General features: G+C 72.8%; 20 protein-coding genes. 12 read left to right on the top strand and 8 right to left on the bottom strand.

Features of this window, described 5'->3' with window-relative positions:
* Positions 1-148 precede the first annotated feature (148 nt).
* Positions 149-3,892, top strand: a complete 3,744-nt coding sequence (locus ACYVK7_RS10350) for an Ig-like domain-containing protein (RefSeq protein WP_460887603.1) — start codon at positions 149-151, stop codon at positions 3,890-3,892.
* Between the two features lie 82 nt (positions 3,893-3,974).
* On the opposite strand, the gene ACYVK7_RS10345 is transcribed toward ACYVK7_RS10350, so the two are convergent.
* Positions 3,975-4,673 carry a tyrosine-protein phosphatase gene (locus ACYVK7_RS10345; protein WP_460887602.1) on the bottom strand — a complete coding sequence of 233 codons (699 nt, stop codon included), beginning with the start codon at positions 4,671-4,673 and terminating at the stop codon, positions 3,975-3,977.
* A 9-nt stretch (positions 4,674-4,682) separates the two neighbouring features.
* Positions 4,683-6,452 carry a cation:proton antiporter gene (locus ACYVK7_RS10340; RefSeq protein ID WP_460887601.1) on the bottom strand — a complete coding sequence of 590 codons (1,770 nt, stop codon included), beginning with the start codon at positions 6,450-6,452 and terminating at the stop codon, positions 4,683-4,685.
* Positions 6,453-6,710: 258 nt separating this feature from the next.
* Between ACYVK7_RS10340 and ACYVK7_RS10335 the strand changes: the two genes are divergently transcribed.
* From ACYVK7_RS10335 to pdxS, 8 genes are all read left to right on the top strand, one after another.
* On the top strand, positions 6,711-7,166 hold the full coding sequence (locus ACYVK7_RS10335; RefSeq protein WP_460887600.1) for a hypothetical protein: 456 nt from the start codon (positions 6,711-6,713) through the stop codon (positions 7,164-7,166).
* Between the two features lie 82 nt (positions 7,167-7,248).
* Positions 7,249-9,291, top strand: coding sequence for a threonine--tRNA ligase (gene thrS, locus ACYVK7_RS10330; RefSeq protein ID WP_460887599.1), 2,043 nt, complete (start codon positions 7,249-7,251; stop codon positions 9,289-9,291).
* A gap of 24 nt (positions 9,292-9,315) precedes the next feature.
* Positions 9,316-9,888, top strand: coding sequence for an HIT family protein (locus tag ACYVK7_RS10325; protein WP_460887598.1), 573 nt, complete (start codon positions 9,316-9,318; stop codon positions 9,886-9,888).
* Complete coding sequence (pgsA, locus tag ACYVK7_RS10320; protein ID WP_460887597.1) at positions 9,888-10,520, top strand: phosphatidylinositol phosphate synthase; 633 nt, start codon at positions 9,888-9,890, stop codon at positions 10,518-10,520. The genes ACYVK7_RS10325 and pgsA overlap by 1 nt, the downstream gene beginning before the upstream one ends.
* Entirely contained in the window at positions 10,520-11,473 is a 954-nt protein-coding gene (locus tag ACYVK7_RS10315) for a phosphatidylinositol mannoside acyltransferase (RefSeq protein ID WP_460887596.1), read from the top strand. Before pgsA ends, ACYVK7_RS10315 begins: the two co-directional genes overlap by 1 nt.
* 29 nt (positions 11,474-11,502) lie before the next feature.
* On the top strand, positions 11,503-12,699 hold the full coding sequence (locus ACYVK7_RS10310) for a glycosyltransferase family 4 protein (protein WP_460887921.1): 1,197 nt from the start codon (positions 11,503-11,505) through the stop codon (positions 12,697-12,699).
* The gene (locus ACYVK7_RS10305; RefSeq protein WP_460887595.1) at positions 12,696-13,283 is read left to right on the top strand and encodes a hypothetical protein; all 588 of its coding nucleotides are present in this window, start codon (positions 12,696-12,698) and stop codon (positions 13,281-13,283) included. The genes ACYVK7_RS10310 and ACYVK7_RS10305 overlap by 4 nt, the downstream gene beginning before the upstream one ends.
* Before the next feature lie 119 nt (positions 13,284-13,402).
* Positions 13,403-14,317, top strand: a complete 915-nt coding sequence (gene pdxS, locus ACYVK7_RS10300) for a pyridoxal 5'-phosphate synthase lyase subunit PdxS (protein WP_460887594.1) — start codon at positions 13,403-13,405, stop codon at positions 14,315-14,317.
* Between the two features lie 229 nt (positions 14,318-14,546).
* On the opposite strand, the gene ACYVK7_RS10295 is transcribed toward pdxS, so the two are convergent.
* The 4 genes from ACYVK7_RS10295 to ACYVK7_RS10280 form a co-directional block, all read right to left on the bottom strand.
* Positions 14,547-16,046, bottom strand: coding sequence for an SDR family NAD(P)-dependent oxidoreductase (locus tag ACYVK7_RS10295; RefSeq protein ID WP_460887593.1), 1,500 nt, complete (start codon positions 16,044-16,046; stop codon positions 14,547-14,549).
* 62 nt (positions 16,047-16,108) lie between these two features.
* Positions 16,109-16,708, bottom strand: a complete 600-nt coding sequence (locus ACYVK7_RS10290; RefSeq protein ID WP_460887592.1) for an LURP-one-related/scramblase family protein — start codon at positions 16,706-16,708, stop codon at positions 16,109-16,111.
* A complete protein-coding gene (locus ACYVK7_RS10285) occupies positions 16,705-17,490 on the bottom strand; it encodes a hypothetical protein (RefSeq protein ID WP_460887591.1) in 786 nt (261 codons plus the stop codon). The genes ACYVK7_RS10290 and ACYVK7_RS10285 overlap by 4 nt, the downstream gene beginning before the upstream one ends.
* The gene (locus ACYVK7_RS10280) at positions 17,487-18,197 is read right to left on the bottom strand and encodes an ABC transporter ATP-binding protein (RefSeq protein WP_460887590.1); all 711 of its coding nucleotides are present in this window, start codon (positions 18,195-18,197) and stop codon (positions 17,487-17,489) included. Before ACYVK7_RS10280 ends, ACYVK7_RS10285 begins: the two co-directional genes overlap by 4 nt.
* Positions 18,198-18,359: 162 nt before the next feature.
* Between ACYVK7_RS10280 and ACYVK7_RS10275 the strand changes: the two genes are divergently transcribed.
* Positions 18,360-19,508: a sensor histidine kinase gene (locus ACYVK7_RS10275; RefSeq protein WP_460887589.1), complete on the top strand. Its 1,149-nt coding sequence runs from the start codon at positions 18,360-18,362 to the stop codon at positions 19,506-19,508.
* Positions 19,490-20,158: a response regulator transcription factor gene (locus ACYVK7_RS10270; protein WP_460887588.1), complete on the top strand. Its 669-nt coding sequence runs from the start codon at positions 19,490-19,492 to the stop codon at positions 20,156-20,158. Before ACYVK7_RS10275 ends, ACYVK7_RS10270 begins: the two co-directional genes overlap by 19 nt.
* A gap of 23 nt (positions 20,159-20,181) precedes the next feature.
* On the opposite strand, the gene ACYVK7_RS10265 is transcribed toward ACYVK7_RS10270, so the two are convergent.
* Together ACYVK7_RS10265 and ACYVK7_RS10260 are read right to left on the bottom strand one after the other, a co-directional pair.
* Complete coding sequence (locus tag ACYVK7_RS10265) at positions 20,182-20,880, bottom strand: hypothetical protein (protein ID WP_460887587.1); 699 nt, start codon at positions 20,878-20,880, stop codon at positions 20,182-20,184.
* Positions 20,877-21,740 carry a hypothetical protein gene (locus ACYVK7_RS10260; protein WP_460887586.1) on the bottom strand — a complete coding sequence of 288 codons (864 nt, stop codon included), beginning with the start codon at positions 21,738-21,740 and terminating at the stop codon, positions 20,877-20,879. Before ACYVK7_RS10260 ends, ACYVK7_RS10265 begins: the two co-directional genes overlap by 4 nt.
* Before the next feature lie 46 nt (positions 21,741-21,786).
* On the opposite strand from ACYVK7_RS10260, the gene hrpB reads away from it, so the two are divergent.
* A complete protein-coding gene (gene hrpB / locus ACYVK7_RS10255) occupies positions 21,787-24,306 on the top strand; it encodes an ATP-dependent helicase HrpB (protein ID WP_460887585.1) in 2,520 nt (839 codons plus the stop codon).
* Positions 24,307-24,455 lie beyond the last annotated feature (149 nt).

Here is a 24,455-nt window from a genome sequence, read left to right as displayed (position 1 = left end):
TAAACGAACATCGACGTCGACGGTCGCCGAGTGCAGCTCAACGGAGATCTGCACCGCGTGACGAGCCCCGAGGGGCCTGCGGGTGCCGGACCGCTCCGGCCCGTCGACCGCGACGTCGACGAACCACTTCAACGAGGAAGGGAAACCCATGAGACGCAGACGCGTGTCAGCAGCGGCGATCGCGGGGATGCTGGTGTGTGGGGTCGTCGGGTCGTCGCTCGTCGTGGCGGGAGCCGCGACGTCGGCCGCCGGCGCACCGCGCGCCGCCACGGCGCTCGCCGCGGCGGAGACCACCGAGATCACCGTCGACGGCGACGACATCGCCGCGGACAACGTCAACGGCCTGACGTTCAAGGGCTTCGGCGTGCTCAGTGCCAACAGCACCAGCGCCCTGCTGATGGACTACAAGTCCGAGCAGCCCGAGAAGTACGCGGAGCTGCTGCAGGTCCTGTTCGGCGGCGAGCACCCGATCATGCACCACGTCAAGATCGAGATGGGCGACGACCGCAACAACTCGACCGGCTCCGACGTGGCGACGATGCGCACGCAGGACGAGCCGGCGAACGTGCGCAGGCACCCGGGCTTCCAGCTCGCCGCGGACGCCAAGAAGGTCAACCCCGACCTCAAGGTGTCGATCCTGCGCTGGAACGCAGCTCCCTGGGCGAACACGAACGACAAGATCTACGACTGGTACAAGAACACGATCCTCGCCGCGTACCGCGATTACGGCTACATGGTCGACTACGTCAACCCCGGGGTGAACGAGCACTCCGCCGACCTGGCGTGGACCAGGGAGTACGCCGAGCGCGTGCGCACCGACGACACGGGCTACGTGAGCGACGACCCCCGGCTCGCGGGCTTCCGCGCGGGTGAGGCCGACCTGTTCCACCAGATCCAGGTGGTCATCTCCGACGAGGTCGGCACCGGCACCTTCGGCGACGAGATGGTCGCGGACGCCTCGCTGCGCGACGTCGTCGGCGCCTCCGGGTTCCACTACAACACCAACGACGACGCGGCCGGGAACTTCACGCGGCTCGCCGACGAGCTCGACGAGCAGATCTGGAACAGCGAGGCGCAGGCCACCTTCAGCAACTCCTCGTTCCGGCCGAACAACAACACCGCCGACCCCACCGTCGAGGGCACCGGCCTCGGCGGGACCGGCAGCTCCCTGGAGATGGCGAACACCATCGTGAAGGGCTTCGTGAACTCCCGGCGCACGCACTTCGTCTACCAGCCGGCGATCGGCTCGTTCTACGAGGGCGGGCAGTACTCGTACAAGGAGCTCGTCAGCGCCCGCGACCCGTGGTCGGGATGGATCCACTACGACGCCGGCCTGGCGGCGCTGCAGCACTTCTCCAGCTTCGCTGTCACGGGCTGGGAGAACGACGACAACACCGCGGGCATCTGGCGCACCGTGCCGCAGGCGTCCGCCTCGACGGCGACCGGGACCAACCCCGTGAACGGGCGGAACGGCGGCCCCAACTACCTCACCCTCGCCGCGCCGGACCGCAGCGACTTCTCCACGGTGCTGGTCAACGACTCCGAGTCGCCCCGGACCTACCGGATCACACCACAGGACCTGGACCTCGGCACCGACCCGGTGCTCGACGTCTGGGAGACGCGCGCGGCCGAGGACGGCGAGGCGTTCGACGAGCGGTACAAGCGCCACGCCGGAGACCTGACCGCCGACGCCCAGGGCGGCTACACCCTCACGGTCGAGCCCTACTCCATCGCCACCGTCACGTCCCTCGACGTCACGGACGACGAGGGATGGACCACGCCGCTCCCCGTGGAGGGCGAGCGCACCGTGCTCGACGCCGACCCGGAGCACGGCGTGCTGTGGGAGGACGACTTCGACTACGAGGGCAGGACCGTCCCCGTCGTCGCGGAGGGCGGCGGCCTGACCGGCGCGCGCGAGGACTTCGTTGAGTCCCGCGGCGGGGAGACCGGCGCGATCCCGCTGTACACGTGGGACCGCAACGGCTCCTTCGAGTCCTACCGGGCCGACGACGGCCAGTGGGTGCTCCGCCAGCAGGTCGACCGTGCGGGCACCGGCGTCGGCGGCGCGTGGAACAACGGCGCCCCCGTCACCGCCGTCGGCGACCGGCGCTGGAGCAACTACCGCGCCACCGTCGACGTGCGCTTCGAGCGCGGCCCCGCCGACGACAACTACGCGGCCCTCGGCGCACGCTCCAGCGGCGGCAGCACCTCCCACGACCTGCGCGGCACGCCGTACGCGCTCAAGCTGGTCTCCGACGGGACCTGGCAGCTCGACCGCCTCGGCACGACCGTCCGGAGCGGCTCCGTCGCGACCGACGGCTGGGCGGCCGACGCCTGGCACGAGCTGTCCGTGCAGGTGGCGGGCGACCGCGTCACCGGGTGGGTCGACGGCGAGCAGGTCTTCACCTGGACCGACGACGCACCGATCCTGTCCGGCTGGGTCGACCTGGCCAGCGGGTTCCACTGGACCCAGTTCGACAACCTCACGGTCGAGCGCGTGGACGACGAGGTGCCGTACTACGGCGAGTACCTCGACGGTCACGAGATGACCGACCTCACCGACCCGGCCGCGACCAAGCTCGTCTACGACGGCGACTGGGCGCACGACAACGGCAAGGGCATGTTCGAGTACGGCCGCACGTCGTCCGTCAGCCAGGGCACCGGCGCCTCGGTGAGCTACACGTTCACCGGGTCCGGGCTCGACGTGCTGGGAGCCAACGACGGCTCCGCACGCCTGGACGTGACCGTCGACGGCGAGCCGGTGGCCGTCAACGCCCGGACCCGAGCCTCGGGCCAGTACCAGCAGGCCTACGAGCTGCGCGGCCTCGGATGGGGCGAGCACACGGTGACCCTCACCGTCACGTCCGGCACCCTGAACGTCGACGCCGTCGGCGTCGTCTCCGCCCCGGCGTCCGACGCGGCCGACGACCGGTCGCTCGAGCACGCCCTGGAGGAGGCAGAGGCCGTCGAGCGCACCGACGACTTCACCGACGTGGACTGGGCCGTCCTGCAGAACGGGATCACCGCCGCGCGGACGGCGCTCGCGGACCCGGCGGCCTACCGGCTCGACGGGCAGGGCGCCGCGCAGCTCGTGTCCCGGCTCGAGACGGCGTCCGCGCCGGTCATCAACCGGATCGTCGAGCTGGAGGAGCCGCGGACGGCGACCTACACGGGCGAGGCGCCTGACCTGCCGGACACGCTGACGGCCGAGCTCACCGACGGCAGCACCCGCGAGGTGCCGGTCGACTGGGCCGTCGACGCGGCCGCGTTCGACGAGGCCTGGGCGGCGACCGAGGTCCGGGGCACGTACGGCCCGCTGACCGCGACGGCGCACGTCGAGGTGGTGCCGCGCGGGACTGTCGCCTTCGGTGACGTCAACGCGACCAGCGGCGGTTCGCTGGGGTACGACTCACCCGCGCACGGCGCGATCGCGGACCTGGTCGGCGACGACCTCGTCAACGAGGCTCCCGACCAGGTGCGCGACGGCGACGCCGCGTGGGGGCACTGGGGCCAGGACGCGACGGGAGAACGAGCCATCAGCTACAAGGGCGAGGTCGCCGGCGAGTACGACAAGATGACGACAACAGGCACGTACACGGCGAACCAGGTGGGCGCCGAGGTGTCGTACACCTTCACGCTCCCGGCGGGCTCGTACACCGTCGTGGCCGGCTCCCACTCGTGGTGGCCGGGCAACAGCAGGAGCGCCGACGTCCTGCTCGACCACGACGGCGGGAGCCGGACGGTCGGCTCGGTCAGGCTCGACTCGGGCAACCCGAGCGAGGTGCTGAGTCACGACGTCGACCTCGCGGAGCCCGGCCCGGTGACCATCCGCCTCAGGGCGACCAACAACCAGTCGCCCATGCTGTCCTGGGCGGCGGCGGTAACCCGCTAGCCCCCGCCCGTTGAGTGCTGGATCTTCGCCCTCTGATGGCCCTCAGAAGGGCGAAGATCCAGCACTCAACGGAGAGCAGGGGTCAGGTGGTGAGGCGGGCGCGCAGCGCCCGCACGTGGCCCGGGGTGAGGCCGCCGCGGGTCAGGTAGGCCTCGACCGAGCCGTGCCGCGCGCGCAGGTGCTCCAGGGCCTCGACGATCACGTGCCGGGTGGGCGGGATCTCGCGCCCGACGGGGATCTCCCGGTCCTCAGGGAGCTCGGCGTACCGCGGGGCGAGCCGCTCGTTGGTGAGCTCGTAGTCGTCGGCCAGCGCGTCGAGATCGGCGCCGACCAGGCTGAGCGAGAGCGCCACCACCAGGCCGGTGCGGTCCTTGCCCGCTACGCAGTGCACCAGCACCGGACCCTCCGGCGCGTCCGCGACGGCGGCGACGGCGCGCGCGAACAGGTCTGGGCGCCGGTCGAGCAGACCCGTGTAGAGGTGGACCCACGGGCCCTCCTCGGGGTCGTCGGGCTCCTGCACGGGGAGGCTCAGGTAGCCCGGGTGGCTCGCCAGCATGCTCGGCCACTCGTCGTTCTCCCACGGCCGGCGCAGGTCGACGATCCGCGCCAGGCGGTAGGCCGTGGCGGCGACGACGCCGTCGTCGGTCAGAAAGCTGGAGGAATCGGAGCGGACCAGCGCCCGCTCGCGCACGGTGCCGCCGCCGGTGAGCGGGAGTCCGCCCAGGTCACGCACGTTGAGACAGCCGGGCCAGTCGAGGTGGAGCGGTGTGTAATCCGTCACTCGGGGAGGTTAGCGTTCCGGCGCGTCGCCGTGCAGGGGAATCTTTCCCTTGCGCATCTCGACGGCGATCTGCTCGGCGTCCAGCAGGTCCAGGGCGTTCCCGAGCTGGGCGGAGTCGTAGGTGCCGGCCGAGCGCGCGGCGAGCAGCTCCTCGCGCTGGGCGGCGATCGCCGCCAGCCGTAGCTCGCGGTACTGGATGAACCGCTCCTTGGTCAGCACGGCGTCCTCGTCCTGCGACTCGTGCTCCCGGACCATGTCCTTGCGCACCTTGGCGACCACGCTCTCGTCGTACGCCGTACCGTCCGGGCGGCGGGGGGCCGTGAGGAAGGCGCGGGCCGCCTGCTCGGTCTCGCGGCGCAGGGCGGGCAGGTCGTCGGCGGTCTCCTGCCCGACGAGGCCCAGCCGGCGCGCCACCCACGGCAGGGTGCTGCCCTGGACCAACAGGGTGCCGACCGCGACGCCGAACGCGACCAGGATAAGGAAGGACCGGTTCGGTGTCTCCGCCGGCAAGGTCTGGGCGGCGGCGAGCGTCACCACGCCGCGCATGCCCGCCCACACCAGCAGGGTGCCCTCCCGCCAGCCCAGCGGCCTGGCCAGGTCGTAGTCGATGTCGGCCGTGCGCCGCCGCAGGACGCCCTGCATCCGTTCCAGGCGACTGCCGGGAGAGCGGCCCCGACCGCCGTCGGCCTGCCCGGCCGTCCGCGGCGGAGCCGCCGCCGCCCGCTCGTCGATGCGGACCTGGAACTCCGCCAGCGTGCCGCGGACCGCCTCCCCGCGCCGCGCCCTGCGCGCCTGGACCGCGATCAGCGGTGCGACGAACCCGGCCCGCACCACCAGCACCGCCACCCCTGCGACGGCGGCGACGGCGGCGGCTCGCCAGACCGACCCCGTGACCGCCTCCACGTCCTCGACCAGGGCGAAGAGCTCGAGCCCCATCGCGAGGAAGACCGCACCCTCGAGCAGCAGCTCGACGGTGTGCCAGTTGGACCGTTCGGCGATGCGGTCCTGGGGCCGCAGGTGCCGGGCAGAGCCGTTGCCGGTCACCAGGCCCGCCGCCACGACGGCGACCAGGCCGGACGCCCCCAGCTCCTCCGCGGGCAGGTAGGCGGCGAACGGGACGACGAACGACATGGCGGTGCTCAGGGCGGCGTGCCGCAGGCGCCCGCGGATCCGCAGGCCCAGCCAGCCGACGGGCACGCCGATCGCGACCGCGACGCCCGCCGCGAACGCGAAGTCGCCGACGACCTCCCACAGGCTCACCGAAGCGGCCGTCGCCGCGATGGCCGAGCGGAGCAGCACCAGGGCCGACGCGTCGTTGAGCAGGGACTCGCCCTCGAGCATGGTGACGCTGCGCGGCGACGCCCCGAGCCGCTTCACGATCGAGGTGGCCACGGCGTCGGTCGGGCTCACGATCGCGCCCAGCGCGATGGCGGTGGCCAGGTCGATGCCCGGGATCAGCAGCCGGAACAGCAGCCCCATCAGCACGGAGCTGATCACCACGAGCGTGACGGAGAGGCCGCCGATGGCCGTGAAGTCGCGCCGGAAGTCCATCGACGGCAGGCCGACGGCCGCCGAGTACAGGAGGGGAGGCAGCACCCCGCCGAGGATCAGCTCGGGTGGCACCTCGATCGCCGGTACCCACGGCAGGAGGCTCACCCCGGCGCCGAGCACCACCAGCACGAGGGGAGAGGCGACCCCGGCGCGGGGCGCGAGCGCGGTGACCGCGATGATGAGAGCGGCCGCGGCGACGGCGATGGTCAGGTACTCGACGGACTCCACGGGCTGACGTTACGAGACGTGGGAGGCGTCCGCCGAGCAGCGCGGTCGTGATTTCACCCCGGCCGTGGTGCTCGGCCCGGGAGCGTGGAGTGGCTCTTCCACATGCGGTACGCGTGACCCGTGGGTAGTTTCGGCCCCGCGCAGCGTCAGCGCTGCCGTGCGCTCCTCTTCGGGTGCGCGTAGGTTCGAATGGGCGACGGGACCCCGTCGTTCGCAGGGGGCGCACCGTTCGTGTGCCTGTGTCGAGAGGATTTGAACATGGGGCTTTTTGACAAGGCCAAGGAGTTCGCGTCCGACCCGGACAACGTCGCGAAGGCGAAGGAGCAGATGACCGACGAGAACGTCGGCGCTGCCACCGACAAGCTCAAGGAGTTCGCGCCCGACCAGGCAGACGGCGCCATCGACTCGATGGGCGACAAGGCCCGCGAGTGGGGCGGCGCTGAGGAGGCGGCACAGGAGCCGGCCCAGCAGCGCGAGGCGCAGCCGCAGGCGGCGGAGCGTCAGGACAGCCCGCAGCAGGAGCGCGAGGGCGGCCGCGGTGAGGGCCGCGAGGGCCGCGGCGAAGGCCGCGAGGGTGGCCGTGGCGAGGGCCGCGGTGAGGGCCGCGAGGGCCGCGAGGGCCGTGAGGGTGGCCGCGAGGGCCGCGAGGGTGGCCGTGGCGAGGGCCGTGGCCAGGACGGCCCGGGTCGTCACGGTGACGGCGGCCGCGACTGACGGTCGGTACGATCGAGGGGCACTGTCGGCGACGACGGTGCCCCTCGATCAGTTTCCGTGACCTTCCCCTAGGAGCACCGTCGTGTCCGACGTCGCATCGCCGCCCAGCCCCACCGCACTCACCTCGGCTGACACCTCCACGGAGGCGACGACGACCACGGCCACGACGAGCGGCGTCGAGCTGTACGCCGACCGTCGCGACGTCGTCGTGGTGCGGGTGGACGGCGAGCTGTGGGACCTCGACCGCGAGATCCCGGCCGGCCGCACGGTCGAGCCGGTGACCATCGGCGAGCCGGACGGTCTCGCCGTGCTGCGGCACAGCGCGGCCCACGTGCTGGCGCAGGCGGTGCAGCAGGTCAACCCGGACGCGAAGCTGGGCATCGGCCCGCCGGTGACCGACGGCTTCTACTACGACTTCGACGTCGAGACGCCGTTCACGCCCGACGACCTCAAGGCGCTCGACAAGATCATGGGGCGCATCATCAAGGAGGGCCAGACCTTCCGCCGTCGGGTCGTCACCGAGGACGAGGCCCGTGCGGAGCTTGCGAACGAGCCGTACAAGCTCGAGCTGATCGGCCTCAAGGGTTCGTCGGCCGACGCCGGTGAGGGCGCGTCCGTCGAGGTGGGCGCCGGCGAGCTCACCATCTACGAGAACGTCCGGGGCGCCGGCCGCGAGAGCGAGACGGTGGTCTGGAAGGACCTGTGCCGCGGCCCGCACCTGCCCAGCACCCGGCTCATCGGCAACGGCGTGCAGCTCCAGCGCTCGGCCGCCGCCTACTGGCGCGGCAGCGAGAAGAACCCGATGCTGCAGCGCGTGTACGGCACGGCGTGGCCCACCAAGGACGAGCTCAAGGAGTACCTGGAGCGCCTGGCGGAGGCCGAGCGCCGCGACCACCGTCGCCTGGGCTCCGAGATGGACCTCTTCAGCTTCCCGGACGAGATCGGCTCGGGCCTCGCGGTGTTCCACCCCAAGGGCGGGGTGATCCGCAACGCCATGGAGGAGTACTCGCGGCAGAAGCACATCGAGGGCGGCTACGAGTTCGTCTACAGCCCGCACATCACCAAGGAGAAGCTGTACCAGGTCTCCGGGCACCTCGACTGGTACGCGGACGGCATGTACCCGCCGATGCACCTCGACGAGGAGCTCGACGACGACGGCACCGTCCGCAAGCCGGGGCAGAACTACTACCTCAAGCCGATGAACTGCCCGATGCACAACCTGATCTTCGACTCCAGGGGCCGGTCGTACCGCGAGCTGCCGCTGCGGCTGTTCGAGTTCGGCACCGTGTACCGGTACGAGAAGTCCGGCGTCGTGCACGGCATGACGCGCGCCCGCGGCTTCACGCAGGACGACGCGCACATCTACTGCACGCGCGAGCAGATGAAGGACGAGCTCACCGCCACCCTGACCTTCGTGCTGGACCTGCTCAAGGACTACGGCCTGGAGGACTTCTACCTGGAGCTCTCCACGCGTGACCCGGAGAAGTCCGTGGGCTCGGACGAGGTGTGGGACGAGGCGACGAAGACGCTCGAGGAGGTGGCGACCGCGTCGGGCCTCGACCTGGTGCCGGACCCGGAGGGCGCCGCGTTCTACGGCCCGAAGATCTCGGTGCAGGCCAAGGACGCCATCGGCCGGACCTGGCAGATGTCGACGATCCAGCTTGACTTCAACCTGCCCGAGAAGTTCGACCTGCAGTACACGGCGGCCGACGGCTCGCGGCAGCGCCCCGTCATGATCCACCGCGCGCTGTTCGGGTCGATCGAGCGGTTCTTCGCGGTGCTGCTGGAGCACTACGCGGGCGCGTTCCCGGCATGGCTGGCCCCGGTCCAGGTCAAGGCCGTCCCCGTCGCGGACGCGTTCGACGGCTACCTGGCCGACGTCGTCGCCCAGCTCAAGGCACGCGGCATCCGCGCCGAGGCGGACTACAGCGACGACCGGTTCGGCAAGAAGATCCGCAACGCGGCCAAGGAGAAGGTGCCGTTCACCCTCATCGCCGGGGGCGAGGACGTCGAGGCGGGTGCCGTGTCGTTCCGGTTCCGTGACGGGACCCAGGAGAACGGTGTGCCGGTGGCCGACGCCATCGAGCGCATCGTGGCCGCCGTCCGCGATCGCGTCCAGGTCTGACGGGTGACTGATGGTCGTCGTCGGATGAGCACAGAGCCCGTACCGGAGTCGCCGGCGGCGTTCGGGCCGCCGGGCGACGGGCTGCAGCGGCTCTGGACGCCGCACCGACTGGTCTACATCGGCGGGCAGGACCGGCCCACCGACTCGACCGTCGAGACCTGTCCGTTCTGCCGCATCCCGGAGGGCGACGACGAGCTGGGTCTCGTCGTCGCCCGCGGGGAGCTGTGCTACGTGGTGCTGAACCTCTACCCGTACAACTCGGGGCACCTCATGGTGCTCCCGTACCGGCACGTCTCGGACTACACGGACCTGGACGCGGCCGAGACGGCCGAGCTGGCGCAGATGACTCAGCAGGCCATGCGCGTGTCGCGCGCCGTCTACGCGCCGGCAGGCTTCAATCTTGGTATCAACCAGGGCGAGGTCGCGGGCGCGGGCATCGCGGCGCACCTGCACCAGCACGTGGTGCCGCGCTGGCTGGGTGACGCGAACTTCCTGCCCGTCGTGGGTCAGACCAAGGCGTTGCCCGAGCTGCTGGGGGACACGCGCCGCCGACTTGCGGAGGCGTGGGTGACGGCGGGGGGCGGAGAGGAGAACTGATGTTCCGGGGCCTGCGCTCCTTCATGACCACGGTGTTCACGCCCTTGGCCCGGCTGCTGCTGGCGCTGCGGATCTCGCCGGACGCCGTGACCGTCGCCGGAACGGTGGTCGTCACCGCGGTGGCCCTGGCCCTGTTCCCCACGGGACACACGCTCGTGGGCGGCCTCCTCGTCGGCTTCTTCGTCCTCTTCGACTCCCTCGACGGGGTGATGGCACGCCAGGCCGGCCGTTCAGGCCCCTGGGGCGCGTTCCTCGACTCCACCCTCGACCGGGTGTCCGACGGCGCCGTGTTCGCCGGGATCACCCTCTGGTTCGTGCTGCACCCCGACGAGCACCACGGGCTGTGGGGCGTCGGCGCCGCGCTGGCGTGCCTGGTGCTCGGGAGCGTGGTCCCGTACGCCCGCGCCCGGGGCGAGAGCGTCGGGGCGACCGTACAGGTCGGCATCGCCGAGCGCGCCGACCGGCTCGTGCTCGCGCTGGTGCCCTTCACGTTCCTGCAGGTGGGGCTGCCGGTGGTCGTGCTGGAGGTGGTCCTCACGCTGCTGGCGCTCGCGAGCCTCGTCACCGTGCTCCAGCGCATGGCCACCGTGCGGGCCCAGCTCACTCGGCGCGGCGTGGGACAGGGAACCTGATGGACGTCGCGGCGGCGTACACGTTCGCGTGGCGGAACGCCACGAAGATCCCCGAGCCGCTGCTGCGGGGCCTGTTCACCGTGGTGGCCGACGTCACCTGGCTGCGGCACGGCAAGAGCGTGCGCCGCATGGAGGCCAACTACGCGCGGGTCCGGCCGGACCTCGACGCCGCCGCCGTGCGCCGGCTGTCGCGGGCCGGCATGCGCAGCTACATGCGTTACTTCCGCGAGGCGTTCACCCTCCAGGGCGTCACCCCGGAGGGCCTGCGGGCGCGCGTGCGCGTCGAGGGCTACGACGAGCACGTGCGGCCCGTCGTCGCCGACGGGGGAGCGGTCTCGCTCGCGCTCGGCCACCTCGGCAACTGGGACCTGGCGGGCGCGTACGGCTCCCAGTACCTCGCGAGCGTGCTCACGGTCGCCGAACGGCTCAAGCCCGACGAGCTCTTCGACGAGTTCGTGCGGTTCCGCGCCTCGCTCGGCATCGAGGTGCTCGCCCTCGGCAACGGCGACGTGCTGGGCTCGCTCGTGCGCAGCGCCAAGGAGGGCAGCAGGCTCATCCCGCTGCTCAGCGACCGCGACCTCACCTCGACCGGCATCGAGGTGGACCTCGTGGGACACCGCGCACGGGTGGCGGCCGGGCCGGCGCTGCTCGGCCTCGAGGCCGGCGTGCCCGTCCACGCCGTCGGCATCACCTACGAACGGCTGCGCGGCGAGCGCCGCCGGGCGGCCGGGACGCCGTGGGGGATCGTGATCAGGTTCTGCCCGCCGCTGCCCGTCCCCGACGCCGGGCTGCCTCGCGACGAGCAGCTCCGCCTCCTCACCCAGGGCTGGGTGGACCAGCTCTCCCGGACGATCGTCGAGCACACGCACGACTGGCACATGCTGCAGCGCGTGTTCGTCGCCGATCTCGGCCCGGCCCGCCAGCACGGCGCCCGGGAGCGGGGGAGCGGATGAGGGGCGTCCGGCGACGCGGCCACCACGCGCTGCGCGTCGGCCTCGTCTGTCCCTACTCCTTCGACGCCCCCGGCGGTGTGCAGTTCCACGTGCGCGACCTCGCCGAGGCTCTCCAGGCCGCCGGGCACGAGGTGTCGGTGCTCGCCCCGTCGAGCGACGACACCGAGCTGCCCGGCGTCGTCACCGCCGCCGGACGGGCGGTGCCCGTGCCGTACAACGGGTCCGTGGCGCGCCTGACCTTCGGGCCGCTGACCGCCACCCGCGTGCGTCGCTGGCTGGAGGGCGGCATCGGCGGCCACCCCTTCGACATCGTCCACCTGCACGAACCGATGGTCCCCAGCCTCTCGATGCTCGCGCTCTGGCAGGCCACCGAGCCCGTCGTCGCCACCTTCCACACCTCACAGGTGCGCTCGCGGGCGCTCCAGGTCGCCTACCCGCTCGTGCGGCAGTCCCTGGAGAAGATCGCCGCCCGCATCGCCGTGTCCGAGGACGCGCGCCGCACACTGGTGGACCACCTCGGCGGCGACGCCGTCGTCATCCCGAACGGCGTCTACACCCAGGTGTTCGCGAGCAGCCCCCGGCGGCCGCGGTGGACCGGCACCCCCGACGCGCCGACCATCGCGTTCCTCGGCCGGATCGACGAACCCCGCAAGGGCCTCGACGTACTGCTCCGGGCCGTGCCCACCATCCTCGACCGCGTACCCGGCGCCCGGTTCCTGATCGCCGGGCGCGGGGCCGGCGTCGCCGCGGGCACCCGCGAGCTGCTCGGCGAGCAGGCCTCGTCCGTCGAGTTCCTCGGCGGCGTCACCGACGCCGAGAAGGCGGAGCTGCTGGCCTCCGCCGACCTGTACGTAGCACCCCAGACCGGCGGCGAGAGCTTCGGCATCGTGCTCGTCGAGGCCATGAGCGCCGGCTCCGTGGTCGTGGCCAGCGACCTGGGCGCCTTCCAGCGCGTCCTGGACGACGGCGCGGCCGGCGCCCTGTTCCGCACCGGCGACCCCGCCCACCTCGCCTCCACCCTGCTGACTCTGCTGGCCGACCCTGCGCGCAGGGACGCCTACCGGGCCCACGCCGCCGACTGGGTCCAGCGGTACGACTGGTCCGGCGTGACCGAACAGGTGCTCGCCGTGTACGACATGACGCTCGCCGCCGACCACGCCATCGGCGGCGACGTCGTCGGACGCATCATGGGGCTCTTCCCCCGCCACGTCGGAGGTGACGCGTGACCTGGTCCGAGATGGCGCTCGTCGTGCTCGGGGCGCTCGCGGTCGGCCTGCTGCTGGCCTGGCGGGGCGCCTCGCGCCTTGACCGGCTGCACCGCAAGGTCGCCGCGTCCCGGATAGCACTCGACGCGCAGCTCGTGCGACGCGCGTCGGCTGCGGTCGAGCTCGCGGCGTCCGGCGCCCTGGATCCCGCGAGCGCCGTGCTCGTGGCGGACGCCGCGTACACGGCGTCGGACGCCGGGCCGGTGACCTCGCCGGCCGCGGCGCTGAAGATGGACGGGCTGGGGCCGGTCCGGGAGCGCGCCGAGTCGGGTCTCACGGCGACGTTGCGGGAGGCGATGGGCGGCCCGGAGGCGGTCCGCACGCTGCTGGACGGGCCCGCCGGTGAGGTGGTGGCGGCGCTCGGCGCCGCCTGGTACCGGGCGACGCTGGCTCGTCGCTTCCACAACGAGGCGGTGGCGCAGGCCCGCCGGGTGCGCAGGCTCTGGTACGTCCGGTGGTTCCGGCTGGCCGGACGCGCCCCGATGCCGCGGACGGTGGAGCTGGACGACGTGCTGCCGCACGCCCTGGAGCTGGGCGGCGGTTGACCGCACTGCGAGCAGGGGGCAGGGCCTGCCGGAGCCGGACGATAGGATCGAGTTAGGGCGCCGACCGCGCCCGGAACGACCGGCGTCGATCCCACCGGCGAGAACTATGCGAGGTAACCGTGACTGAATCCGTGACCGGCGAGAACACCGTGGGCACGGTTGGCACCGCGCGCGTGAAGCGCGGTATGGCCGAGATGCTCAAGGGCGGCGTCATCATGGACGTCGTCACGCCCGACCAGGCGAAGATCGCCGAGGACGCGGGTGCGGTGGCCGTCATGGCGCTGGAGCGAGTGCCCGCCGACATCCGTGCGCAGGGTGGGGTGTCGCGTATGAGCGACCCCGACATGGTCGACGGCATCATCGAGGCCGTCTCCATCCCGGTGATGGCGAAGGCACGTATCGGGCACTTCGTCGAGGCGCAGGTGCTGCAGTCGCTCGGCGTCGACTACATCGACGAGTCCGAGGTGCTGACCCCTGCGGACTACACCAACCACATCGAGAAGTGGAACTTCACCGTGCCGTTCGTGTGCGGTGCGACCAACCTGGGCGAGGCGCTGCGGCGCATCACCGAGGGTGCGGCGATGATCCGCTCCAAGGGTGAGGCCGGCACGGGCGACGTCTCGAACGCGACGACGCACATGCGCCAGATCCGTCAGCAGATCCGCCGCCTGACGTCGCTTCCCGAGGACGAGCTGTTCGTCGCCGCCAAGGAGCTGCAGGCGCCGTACGAGCTGGTCAAGGAGGTCGCGGCCACCGGCAAGCTGCCGGTCGTGCTGTTCACCGCCGGCGGCATCGCCACCCCGGCGGACGCCGCGATGATGATGCAGCTCGGCGCCGAGGGTGTCTTCGTGGGCTCCGGCATCTTCAAGTCGGGCAACCCGGCGCAGCGCGCGAAGGCGATCGTGCAGGCCACGACGTTCTTCGACGACGCCGACGTGGTCGCCAAGGTCTCGCGCGGTCTGGGTGAGGCGATGGTCGGCATCAACGTCGAGGAGTCGCCCGAGCCGGTTCGGCTGGCGGAGCGCGGTTGGTGACGGTCTGCCCTGAGGGTGGAGATCTGCCCTGATAGGACTGGAGAGGCCCCGTGGACCGCGTGTCCGTGGGGCCTCTCCACGATCATGGCCCGGACCGCGCCGGTCCTGACGAGGGCGACCGGCTAGGCCGTCTCCCGTGACTCGTGTTCAGCAGGCCGGGTGGAGCCGTGACTCGCCCGGCAACGGCCGCCTGGCGCCTGCTGACCACGGTCAGCCGGGGGTGCCGGCTCTACCAGGGCGACGGCTCGTAGTCCTTGAGGAAGCAGCCGTACAGGTCGGTCCCGGCCTCACCCTGGACGATCGGGTCGTAGACGCGGGCGGCGCCGTCGACCAGGTCGAGGGGCGCGTGCCAGCCCTCGGCGGCGATCCGCAGCTTCTCCTGGTGCGGGCGCTCGTCCGTGATCCACCCGGTGTCCACGGCGGTCATCAGGACCCGGTCCTTCTCGAACATCTCCGCCGCGGAGGTGCGGGTCAGCATGTTGAGGGCGGCCTTGGCCATGTTGGTGTGCGGGTGTCCGGCGGACTTGTAGCGGCGGGAGAACTGCCCCTCCATCGCCGAGACGTTGACGACGTACCCGCGTCGCGCCGTGGACGTCGCGGCCCGCATCGCGGGCCGTAGCCGGGAGATGAGCAGGAACGGCGCGATCGCGTTGCAGAGCTGGACCTCCAGGAGCTCCAGCGGGTCCACCTCGTCCACGACCTGGGTCCACGAGTTGGTCGTCTGCAGGTCGGGGAGCAGCCCGCCGGCATCGACGGCCGTGCCAGCCAGGTGGGCGTCCAGGGAGGCCGAGCCCGCCCGGAGCGCCAGTGCCGTCAGGGACGCCGCGGTGTGCATGGCGACGGCGTCGTCCTGCGACTGTCCCTCGCGGTGGGCGACGGACAAGGCGGTCAGCGCCCCCGCGATCGCGGCGGGGTGCGCCTCCGAGACGTGGTCGAACGTGACCATCTCCGGCGGCTGAAGCCCGTAGGGGAGCGGGGCGACCGGCGACGACTCGCCCTCGACGAGCTGCGAGTAGGACCCCGGGGACCGGCGGACCGTCTGGCACGCGTTGTTCACCAGGATGTCGAGCGGGCCCGCCGCGGCGACGTCGTCGGCCAGGGCGATGACCTGGGTGGGATCACGCAGGTCGATCCCGACGATCTTGAGCCGGTGCAGCCAGTCGGCGGCGTCGGGCATCGCCGAGAAGCGGCGCACCGCGTCCTTCGGGAAGCGGGTGGTGATGGTGAGGTGGGCGCCGTCGCGCAGCAGACGCAGCGCGATGTACATGCCGATCTTCGCCCGGCCCCCGGTGAGCAGGGCACGGCGCCCGGTCAGGTCCGTGCGCTGGTCGCGCCGCGTGTGGCTCTTCGCGGCACAGGCCGGGCACAGCCCGTGGTAGAACGAGTCGACCAGGGTGTAGTCCGTCTTGCAGATGTAGCAGCCGCGGGCCGTGCGCAGCTCTCCGGCGAACGCCCCCGGTGCGGTCGAGACCAGGGGGATGCCGGCTGTCTCGTCGTCGATCCGCGCGGCCGACCCGGTCGCGGTCCGCTCGATGACGCTCCGGTCGTGCGCCTGGAGCTCCTCGCGGACCGCGGCCCGCCGGGACTTCTTGAGCAGCTTCCACATGTACCCGGTCGCCCGCTTGACCGTCTGGACGTCGGGATGGTTGGGGTCGAGGTCATGGAGCCGGCCCAGCACGCGAAGGGTGGTGGCTAGCTCGTCCGGGTCGATCCCCGCGTTCGTTGGCACTGCCGTAGGGTAACCGTCGCCGGGCCCGGAGCCCTGCTCGGTCCGGTCGCCGCATCGGGTCGTCACCGCCCCAGCAGCGCGTCGACGCCGACCGCGACCGCGGCGGCGAGCCGGAAGTCCACCCTGGTGTCGGGCACCTCGACGGTGTACCGGTCGCGCAGGCTGAGCTGCCGCTCGCTGGTCAGGACGGGCGCGGTCGTCCCCGTGTCGCGGAACGTGAAGTGGACGGGCAGCGGAAGCTCGGCCACACGTCGCAGCACGGCGACGAGCACGCTGCGCTCCTGGCCGTAGGCCTCCAGCCCAGGGGCTCGCAGGTGAAAGCTGGAGCGGAGCAGGCTCGCGGCGAAGTCCTTCTCGAAGGAGCCGATCGCGGACCCGTCCGCGGCGGTGACGTCGTAGGCCGCCGCGGCGTCGATCACCTGCCGTGCGCGGAAGCCGAACAGCGGCCGGGTCCTCGCCTCGTCCTCGTAGAAGGTCACCTTCTCGCGCATCGCGAGCCGCTTCTGCTGCGCGAAGGCGAGCATCCGGCCCTCCGAGCCGTCGTCGAGCGCCTCGATGATCGTGTAGCGGTTGACCAGCACGGTGAAATGCTGCTTGACGAAGAAGCGAGGCACGTGCCGCACGGCGGAGCCCGTCATGGTCGTCTCGTCCGGGTCGCTCATCGAAGCTCCATCCGGCTCACGCGAAGGAGGCCGAGCAGGAAGGGGCCCACGACCCACAGGCCGATCGAGGCGAGGAGCGGGCCGACCGCGTCGGTGCTCATCACGCCGTCGGCCAGCGGGATGGTCGTGACGTTCAGGTCGAGCCAGCTCGCGAGGGTGCTGCCGAGGTCGCCGGTGAGCCCGACGAATCCCCAGACGGTCGAGGCCACGAGGTAGACGACGATCGCTGCCGCACCGTTCAGCAGCAGGGAGCCGAGGGCGACCCCGCACAGGGTGAACAGGACGTTGACGGCCGTCCAGCCGGCGAGGGTCACCGGGTCGAGCGTGTAGTCCGCCTGCACACCGCGCACTGCGGCCGCGACGGCGGTCGTCGGGAAGGCGACCGCGAGCATCAGGGCGCTGGTGGCGATCGCCACCGCGATCCCGGCGACCGCCTTGGCGACGAGAACGCGCCAGCGGCGCGGTTCGAGGGCGAAGGTCGTGAGCGCGGTGCGCCTGCTCCACTCGCTCGTCACCGAGACGATCCCGACCACCGGGAGGAACAGGCCGAGGGTGAGCGCCGCGCTGGTGGTGACCTCCTGCGCGTCCTCGGTGAAGAAGGAGGCGTTGACCACCATCGCCCCGACGGCTCCGAGCAGGAGCAGCGTCAGGAGCACGATCGCCGTCCGGGTGTCGGCGAGCTTGCGCAGCTCGACGGCGGCCAGCCGCGTGAACGGGACGGCGCGGGCGGGTCCTCGCACCGTGGGTAGCTCGCTGGTCTGGGGCATGGTCGTGCTGCTCATGCTGCGCTCCGATCGTCCGTGGCGGTGAGAGTGAAGTAGCGGTTCTCCAGGTCCTGCGCCGCGCTCGGGTCGATCGCGGCGGCCTCGAGGATGCGGCCGCGGCCGATGATGACGACGCGGTCGGCGAGCTGCGCCACCTCGTGCAGCAGATGGGAGCTCAGCAGCACGGCGCACCCGTCGTCCGCGAGCGCCCGCAGCAGGTCGCGGATGGCGCGGATGCCCTGCGGGTCGAGGCCGTTGGCCGGCTCGTCGAGCACGAGCGCCTTCGGCGCCCCCAGGAGGGCCTGGGCGATCCCGAGGCGCTGGCGCATACCGAGCGAGTAGCCCTTGACGGTGCGCCGGCTCTCGGCGACGGTGAGGCCGACGAGGTCGAGCACCTGTGCGACGCGTCGGCGGTCCACGCCGATCATCGCCGCGGCGAGGCCCAGCGTCTCGGCGCCGGTGCGGCCGGGGTGGACCGCCTGGGCGTCGAGGAGGCCGCCCACTGCTCTCGCGGGGTTGCTGATCGCCGCGTACTGCTGCCCGTCGATCGTCGCCCGGCCGGAGGAGGACCGGGTGTGGCCCAGGAGGATCCGCATCGCGGTGGTCTTGCCGGCGCCGTTGGGTCCGAGGAAGCCGGTGATCGAGCCCGCCGGCACCTCGAACGAGACGTCGTCGAGCGCGAGGGTCGCGCCGTACCGCTTCGTGACGTGGTCGAATGTGATCATGGCTCCAGTCCACCCGCCGCGGGGCGCGGGTGCTACGGACCCTGGGCCATGCCGGGAGCCGCAGGTCGCCCGCGAGCCGGCCGGATCGTCGACCTCGGTCTGTCCACCCGTAGCCCGAGGTCGCTGGGCACCGTCCTCACGGGCTGCCTACGATCGGTCGCGATGACACCCCGCACAGGGATGACACCCCTCACCGGCCGGCAGGAGCGGCTCCGCTATGCCATCGCGTCGGTACCCCTGGTGCTGACCGGGGCCAGCTGGGTGTTCCTCGTCGGGCAGGGCGTCGTCGAGTGGCCGATGGGCGCACTCGACCTGGCCCTCGGCCTGGTCGGCCTGGTCCTGCTGCGCTGGCGCCGCCGGCTGCCGTTCACGGTCGCGGCGGTGACCGGCGTGCTCACGGTCCAGTCCGGCTCGGCGACGGGTGCCGCGTTCGTCGCTCTCGTCTCGCTCGCCGCGCACCGCGACGTCTGGCGTACCGCCGGGGCCTGCGTGGTGCTGTGGCTCGGGCTCGTCGGCATGGTGTTCGTCGACTCCGGGTGGGAGGTGCCCACCCTGGTGGCCGCGATCGGCAGCGTCGTGACGATCGCGTGCCTGGTCGGCTTCGGTCTGTACCTGGGTAGCACGCGGGACCTCGCGCTGTCGGAGGAACGGCGGCGCGAAGGGGAGCGTCGGGACGGGCTGGAGCGCGCACGCGCGGGGGAGCGGGCGAGGATCGCGCGCGAGATGCACGACGTGCTCGCCCACCGGCTGTCGATCCTGTCCCTGCACGCCGGTGCGCTCGCGCACCGCAGTGACCTGACCGCCGACGAGGTCCGCCAGGCGGCGGCGGTCATCCGGGACAACGCGCACGCGTCGCTCGAGGAGCTGCGCGCCACCCTCGGCTCGCTGCGCGAGGAGGACCCGCTGGGTGGTCCGCAGCCGTCCTTCGACGACCTGGACGCCCTGGTCGCCGAGGTGCGGGAGGCGGGGCAGCGCGTCGAGTACCGCGCGTCGCTCGAGCAGGTGGAGCAGCTGCCTCCGCAGGTGGGCAGGCACATCTATCGCATCGTGCAGGAGGCCCTGACCAACGCGCGCAAGCACGCACCGGGCGCCCCCGTGACCGTCGAGCTGAGCGGTGCGTGCGGGACCTCCGTCGAGGTCCGCGTGACGAACGTGGCGGACTCCCCGGGGGAGCTCCCCGTATCGTCCGACGGGCTAGGACTCATCGGGCTCGGCGAGCGAGCGGCCCTGCTCGGCGGCACCCTGACCCACCACAACGACGGCGACCGGTTCGTCGTGGAGGCATCCCTGCCATGGAGCGTGACCCCGTGATCCGCCTCCTGCTCGTCGACGACGACCCGCTCGTACGCCGTGGCCTCAGCCTGATCCTCGGCGGTGAGAGCGACATCGAGATCGTCGGCGAGGCCGCCGACGGGATCGAGGCCGAGGCCGCCACCCGTGAGCTCGCCCCCGACGTGGTGCTCATGGACGTCCGCATGCCGGTCCAGGACGGCGTCACGACGGCGGAGAGCCTGCTCCGGCGGCCCGACCCGCCGGCCATCATCATGCTGACGACGTTCCACGTGGACGACCTGGTGCTGCGTGCCCTCGCCGCGGGCGTCTCGGGCTACGTCCTGAAGGACGCCGCACCCGACAAGGTGATCGCGGCCATCCGGTCCGTGTCCGACGGCGAGCCCGTCATGTCGCCGACCGTCGCCCGCCAGGTGATCACGGCGGCCACCGCCGGCACGGCCGACGGCGCGGCGCGGGAGCGGGCGCGCGCCGAGCTCGACGTCCTGACGCCGCGGGAGCTCGACGTCGCCGTGGAGATCTCCCGCGGCGCCAGCAACGCGGAGATCGCCTCGCGGCTGTTCATCAGCGTCGCCACCGTCAAGGCGACGGTGACCCGCATCTTCCTCAAGCTCGAGACCGACAACCGCGTGACCATCGCCCTGCGGATCCGCGACGCCGGCCTGCTCTGACCCGTTCCGCAGGGCCGGCCCGGTCACCTCGGCGGGACGATGCCCGTGCGACCCTCCCAGGTGCCGTGCTCCGCGAGCGGGCGGAAGCGGAACGTCGCGAACTCACGGTGGAAGTCACGGCGCCGGCGTTCGACCATGGCGTCCGCGTGCCGCCGGTCCGGGTGGTCGGCGGAGCGGCCGTGCACCATCTGCTCCATCTCGCGCACCGTGCGCCACACGGAGAACGTGGAGATCGTGCGCGGCGGGCGGAAGGCGGCCAGGGCCAGCGTGGTGCCGGGGTGGTCGCGCACCTGACGCTCGACGGGCCTGCCCCATCGCAGGAACCGGGGCACCTCCGGCAGGCGCATCCGCGCGACGGTCACGGCGACCACGGGTTCGTCCTGGTCCCAGTCGCCCGTCCGGGCGGGCAGACCGGGCAGGGCCGCCAGCCGGGACCAGCGGCGCAGGTACTCCAGGCGGACGTGCCACCCGGTCGCCAGGTGGCGGCCGAGCGCGTCGTCGGACAGGAAGCGGTCCACGGCGTCCTCGTCGCGCCACTGCGCGAACACCGCGATCCTGCGCAGCTGCAGCCGGTCCAGGGAGACGGCGGGTGCCCCCAGACGCATGAGGGCCAGGCACTCGGCGTGGTCCAGCCCGGGCGCGGTGGTGCCCGACGGCGGTCGCAGCAGCGCGCGTGCCGTCACGGCGGCGGGGAGCTCGGCGAGGTGAAAGGTGTGGATCATCGGGCGCGCTCCATCTTGTAGTGCAGACGCATCATCCAGGTGCGCCACATCCGCAGCTCGTGGTCGGTGCGGAGCACCCCGTACGCGTCGGCGTACAGCCGGAAGGTCTCGTGGAGCGGGATGCGCGCGGCGAAGTCCCGGCCGCCGTCGTGGACGACGACGTACGCGCCGTCCTGCCCGAACCGTCCCGGGGGCGACTCCAGGACGAGCCCGCCCTCGTCGCCGACGACCGGGCGCAGGAAGACCTGGACGTTTCCGTGCTCGAGCGGGAACGCGACATGGACGCTCGGCCGTGCCGAGCCGGGGAGCCGGCGCGCCGAGTAGCAGCCGCTGAACACGTAGCGGCCCGACGGCCGGAGCGTCCGCAGCCAGGCGGCGCCCGCCTGCTCGCCGTCCCGGTCACGGATCACGCGGACCCGGCTGTCCATGCCGTGCGCGACGTCGAGCGGACGCATCGGGAGGGACAGCTGCTCCACCCGGCGGCCGAACACCCGCGCGATCAGCTCTCCGGCCGGCCAGAACAGCGGCGACCACCCGGTCCACACCTCCATGTGCCAGGCGGCGGTGTGCTCGTAGAAGTCGCGGACCCGCGGATCCAGCCGGGCGGCGTCGAAGCCGGGCCCGTCGAGGATCGTCATCGCCGCGAGCAGGCCGGGTGCGGGACCAGCCGAGAGGTCCGTGGTCGCGGCGTCGTCGACCGTGCCACCGTGGTGCTCGGCCTCGGCGGTGAGCCAGCCGTCGCCGACCGTGGAGGAGCGGCTCATCGGTGCGCGCAGCCAGGAGTGCCGCGCGGCGAGATCGACGGGTCTGCCGACCAGCCGCCAGAACTTCCGGGACCCGAGGTCCAGCAGATGGTTCACGAGAACGCATTCTCGCAGGGGTGCGCCGGTCGGTTACCGTCGGGACGTGCTGCTGCCTGAACTGTCGGTGCCGGGGGCGGACCTGCCTGTCCGGGCGGTCCTGCCTGCCACGGTCGACGCGGTGCGGTCGCGCGGTACCGCGGTGCTGGTCGCACCGCCCGGATCGGGGAAGACCTCGCTGCTGCCGCTCGCGCTGGCAGACGCGCTCGGGGGCACGGTCATCGTCGCCGAGCCGCGCAGGATGGCGACCCGCGCCGCCGCGACCCGGCTCGCGGCGCTGGTCGGCGAACCGCTCGGGCAGCGGGTCGGCTACGCGATGCGCGGTGAGCGCAGCGGCGGTACGGGACTCCGCGTCGAGGTGGTGACGACAGGGCTCCTGGTCCGGCGTCTGCAGCAGGACCCGGAGCTGCCGGGCGTGTCCGCGATCGTGATCGACGAGTGCCACGAGCGGCATCTCGACGCCGACCTGCTGCTCGCGCTCTGCGTCGACGTCCGCGCGAACCTGCGGGACGACCTGGCGCTCGTCGCCACCTCGGCCACGGCGGACACGGTCCGGCTGAGCCGAGGGCTGGGCACGGACGTGCCGGCGCCCGTGGTCACCGCGTCCGCCGCCCTGTTCGACGTCGCGGTCGAGTGGGCCCCGCCGCCGGTCGCCGCGCCCCTGCTTCCCGGTGGGCGGGTCGACCCGCGCCTGCTGGACCACGTCGCGGACGTCGTCCGGCGCGCGCTGGCCGAGAACGACGGCGACGTCCTCGTGTTCGTCCCGGGGGAGGCCGAGATCAACGGCGTGACCCGCCGGCTGGCGGGCGAGAACGTCCTGCCCCTGTTCGGCCGCCAGTCACGGGCCGAGCAGGACCGCGCCCTGGCGCCGTCCGCCACGCGCCGGATCGTGGTCACCACGTCGGTCGCGGAGAGCTCGCTGACCGTGCCAGGGGTCAGGGTGGTGGTCGACTCGGGTCTCGCTCGCGAGCCGCGGACCGACCAGTCCCGTGGCCTCGGGGCGCTGGTCACCTGCCGGGTCTCGAGGTCGTCGGCCGACCAGCGGGCGGGCCGCGCCGGGCGGGAGGCGCCCGGCCGGGTCTACCGGTGCTGGTCCGCCACCGACCACGCGCGTCTCGACGAGCATGCCGCGCCGGAGATCGCGATCGCCGACCTGGCGGCCTTCGCCCTCGACCTCGCGGCGTGGGGTGCGCCCGGTGGCGACGGTCTCACCTTGCTCGACGCGCCGCCGGCGCCGGCGATGACCGCGGCCACCGAGCTGCTGCGCCGCATCGACGCCGTGGACGACGACGGCCGCATCACCGAGCGGGGCCGCCGGATGCGGGCGATCGGGGCGCACCCTCGCCTCGCCCGTGCACTGCTCGACGGCGCGCCGCGGGTCGGCGCCGACCGGGCACGAGAGGTCGTCGCTCTGCTCTCCGACGACTCCGGACGCGGCAGCGGCGATGACCTGCCGGCCCGCTGGCGGGCACTTCGCCGTGGCGAGGACCGCGCGGCCACGGCCCGCTGGCGAGAGGAGACGAAGCGCCTCGGCCGGGGCGCCGCGACCGGCGACCGGTCGGGCGGCGCGGCGGGGACGCACGGGGTGCCGGACGATCTCGCGGCGGGGATCGTGGTGGGGCTCGCGTACCCGGACCGGATCGCGCGGGCCCGGGGGAGCGGCTCCACGACCTACCAGATGTCCGGCGGCACGGGCGCCGCGCTGGACCCGCGATCGCCGCTGCGGACCTCGACCTGGCTGGCCGTCGCGGTGGCCGACCGGGCACCGGGCCGTGCCGACGCCAGGATCCGGTCCGCGGCGCCGATCGACGAGCTCACGGCGCGGGACGTCGCGGGTGACCTCGTCACGACCACCGACCAGATCCGCTGGGACGACGGCCTGGTCGTGACCCGGCGCGTCGAGGCGCTCGGCGCGATCCCGCTGACCGACGTCCCGCTGACGAAGCCCGACCCGCTGCTGGTCCAGGCCGCGGTCCGGGACGGCCTCCGGCGCAGCGGCCTGTCCGTGCTGCGCTGGTCGGAGGCCGCCCTCGCCCTGCGGGAACGGCTCGCGTTCTGCCACGCCCACCTGGGCGCGCCCTGGCCGGCGGTCGACGACGACGCGTTGCTGGCCGGTCTCGACGAGTGGCTGGGTACCGAGCTCGCCGCGGTGCGCGGCTCGCGCGACCTCGCCCGCATCGACGTGGCCTCGGCCCTGAGGCGACTGCTGCCGTGGCCCGCGGCGGGCCGGTTCGGCGAGCTCGCGCCGGAACGGCTCAAGGTCCCCTCGGGCTCCGACGTCAGGCTCGCGTACGACGGCGTCGAGCCGCCGGTCCTCGCGGTGAAGCTGCAGGAGGTGTTCGGCTGGACCGCCACCCCGACGGTCGCGGACGGTCGCGTCCCCGTCGTCCTGCACCTGCTGTCGCCCGCGCGCCGCCCGGTCGCGATCACGAGCGATCTCGCCTCCTTCTGGAGGCAGGGCTACCCCCAGGTCCGGGCCGACCTGCGCGCCCGCTACCCCCGCCATCCGTGGCCGGAGGACCCGCTGAGCGCCGTCCCGACCACCCGGGCCAAACCTCGCCGGTGAACCGCGCGGGTCAGGGTGCACGACGCCCGCGGCTCAGGGACGACGCCCTGCGCAACCAGGGCTGAGTCAGGGGGGACGCGCGCGAGCTCGGGTCCTGGCAGCCCGGCACCGCGCAGCGGAGGGAGGACGACCTGCTGGCGTGGCTCAGG

This window comes from Promicromonospora xylanilytica (assembly GCF_054782895.1).
Note: the sequence above shows the minus strand (reverse complement) of the source record. Positions and strands in the feature narration are given on the sequence as shown.

Excerpts from the sequence above, each read along its gene's own strand:
- pgsA (WP_460887597.1), top strand. The coding sequence starts at position 9,888 with ATGTTCCGGGGCCTGCGCTCCTTCATGACCACGGTGTTCACGCCCTTG.
- ACYVK7_RS10290 (WP_460887592.1), bottom strand. The coding sequence starts at position 16,708 with ATGAGCGACCCGGACGAGACGACCATGACGGGCTCCGCCGTGCGGCAC.
- ACYVK7_RS10315 (WP_460887596.1), top strand. The coding sequence starts at position 10,520 with ATGGACGTCGCGGCGGCGTACACGTTCGCGTGGCGGAACGCCACGAAG.
- ACYVK7_RS10265 (WP_460887587.1), bottom strand. The coding sequence starts at position 20,880 with ATGATCCACACCTTTCACCTCGCCGAGCTCCCCGCCGCCGTGACGGCA.
- ACYVK7_RS10350 (WP_460887603.1), top strand. The coding sequence starts at position 149 with ATGAGACGCAGACGCGTGTCAGCAGCGGCGATCGCGGGGATGCTGGTG.
- ACYVK7_RS10335 (WP_460887600.1), top strand. The coding sequence starts at position 6,711 with ATGGGGCTTTTTGACAAGGCCAAGGAGTTCGCGTCCGACCCGGACAAC.
- ACYVK7_RS10275 (WP_460887589.1), top strand. The coding sequence starts at position 18,360 with ATGACACCCCGCACAGGGATGACACCCCTCACCGGCCGGCAGGAGCGG.
- ACYVK7_RS10325 (WP_460887598.1), top strand. The coding sequence starts at position 9,316 with ATGAGCACAGAGCCCGTACCGGAGTCGCCGGCGGCGTTCGGGCCGCCG.
- ACYVK7_RS10280 (WP_460887590.1), bottom strand. The coding sequence starts at position 18,197 with ATGATCACATTCGACCACGTCACGAAGCGGTACGGCGCGACCCTCGCG.
- ACYVK7_RS10285 (WP_460887591.1), bottom strand. The coding sequence starts at position 17,490 with ATGAGCAGCACGACCATGCCCCAGACCAGCGAGCTACCCACGGTGCGA.
- ACYVK7_RS10270 (WP_460887588.1), top strand. The coding sequence starts at position 19,490 with ATGGAGCGTGACCCCGTGATCCGCCTCCTGCTCGTCGACGACGACCCG.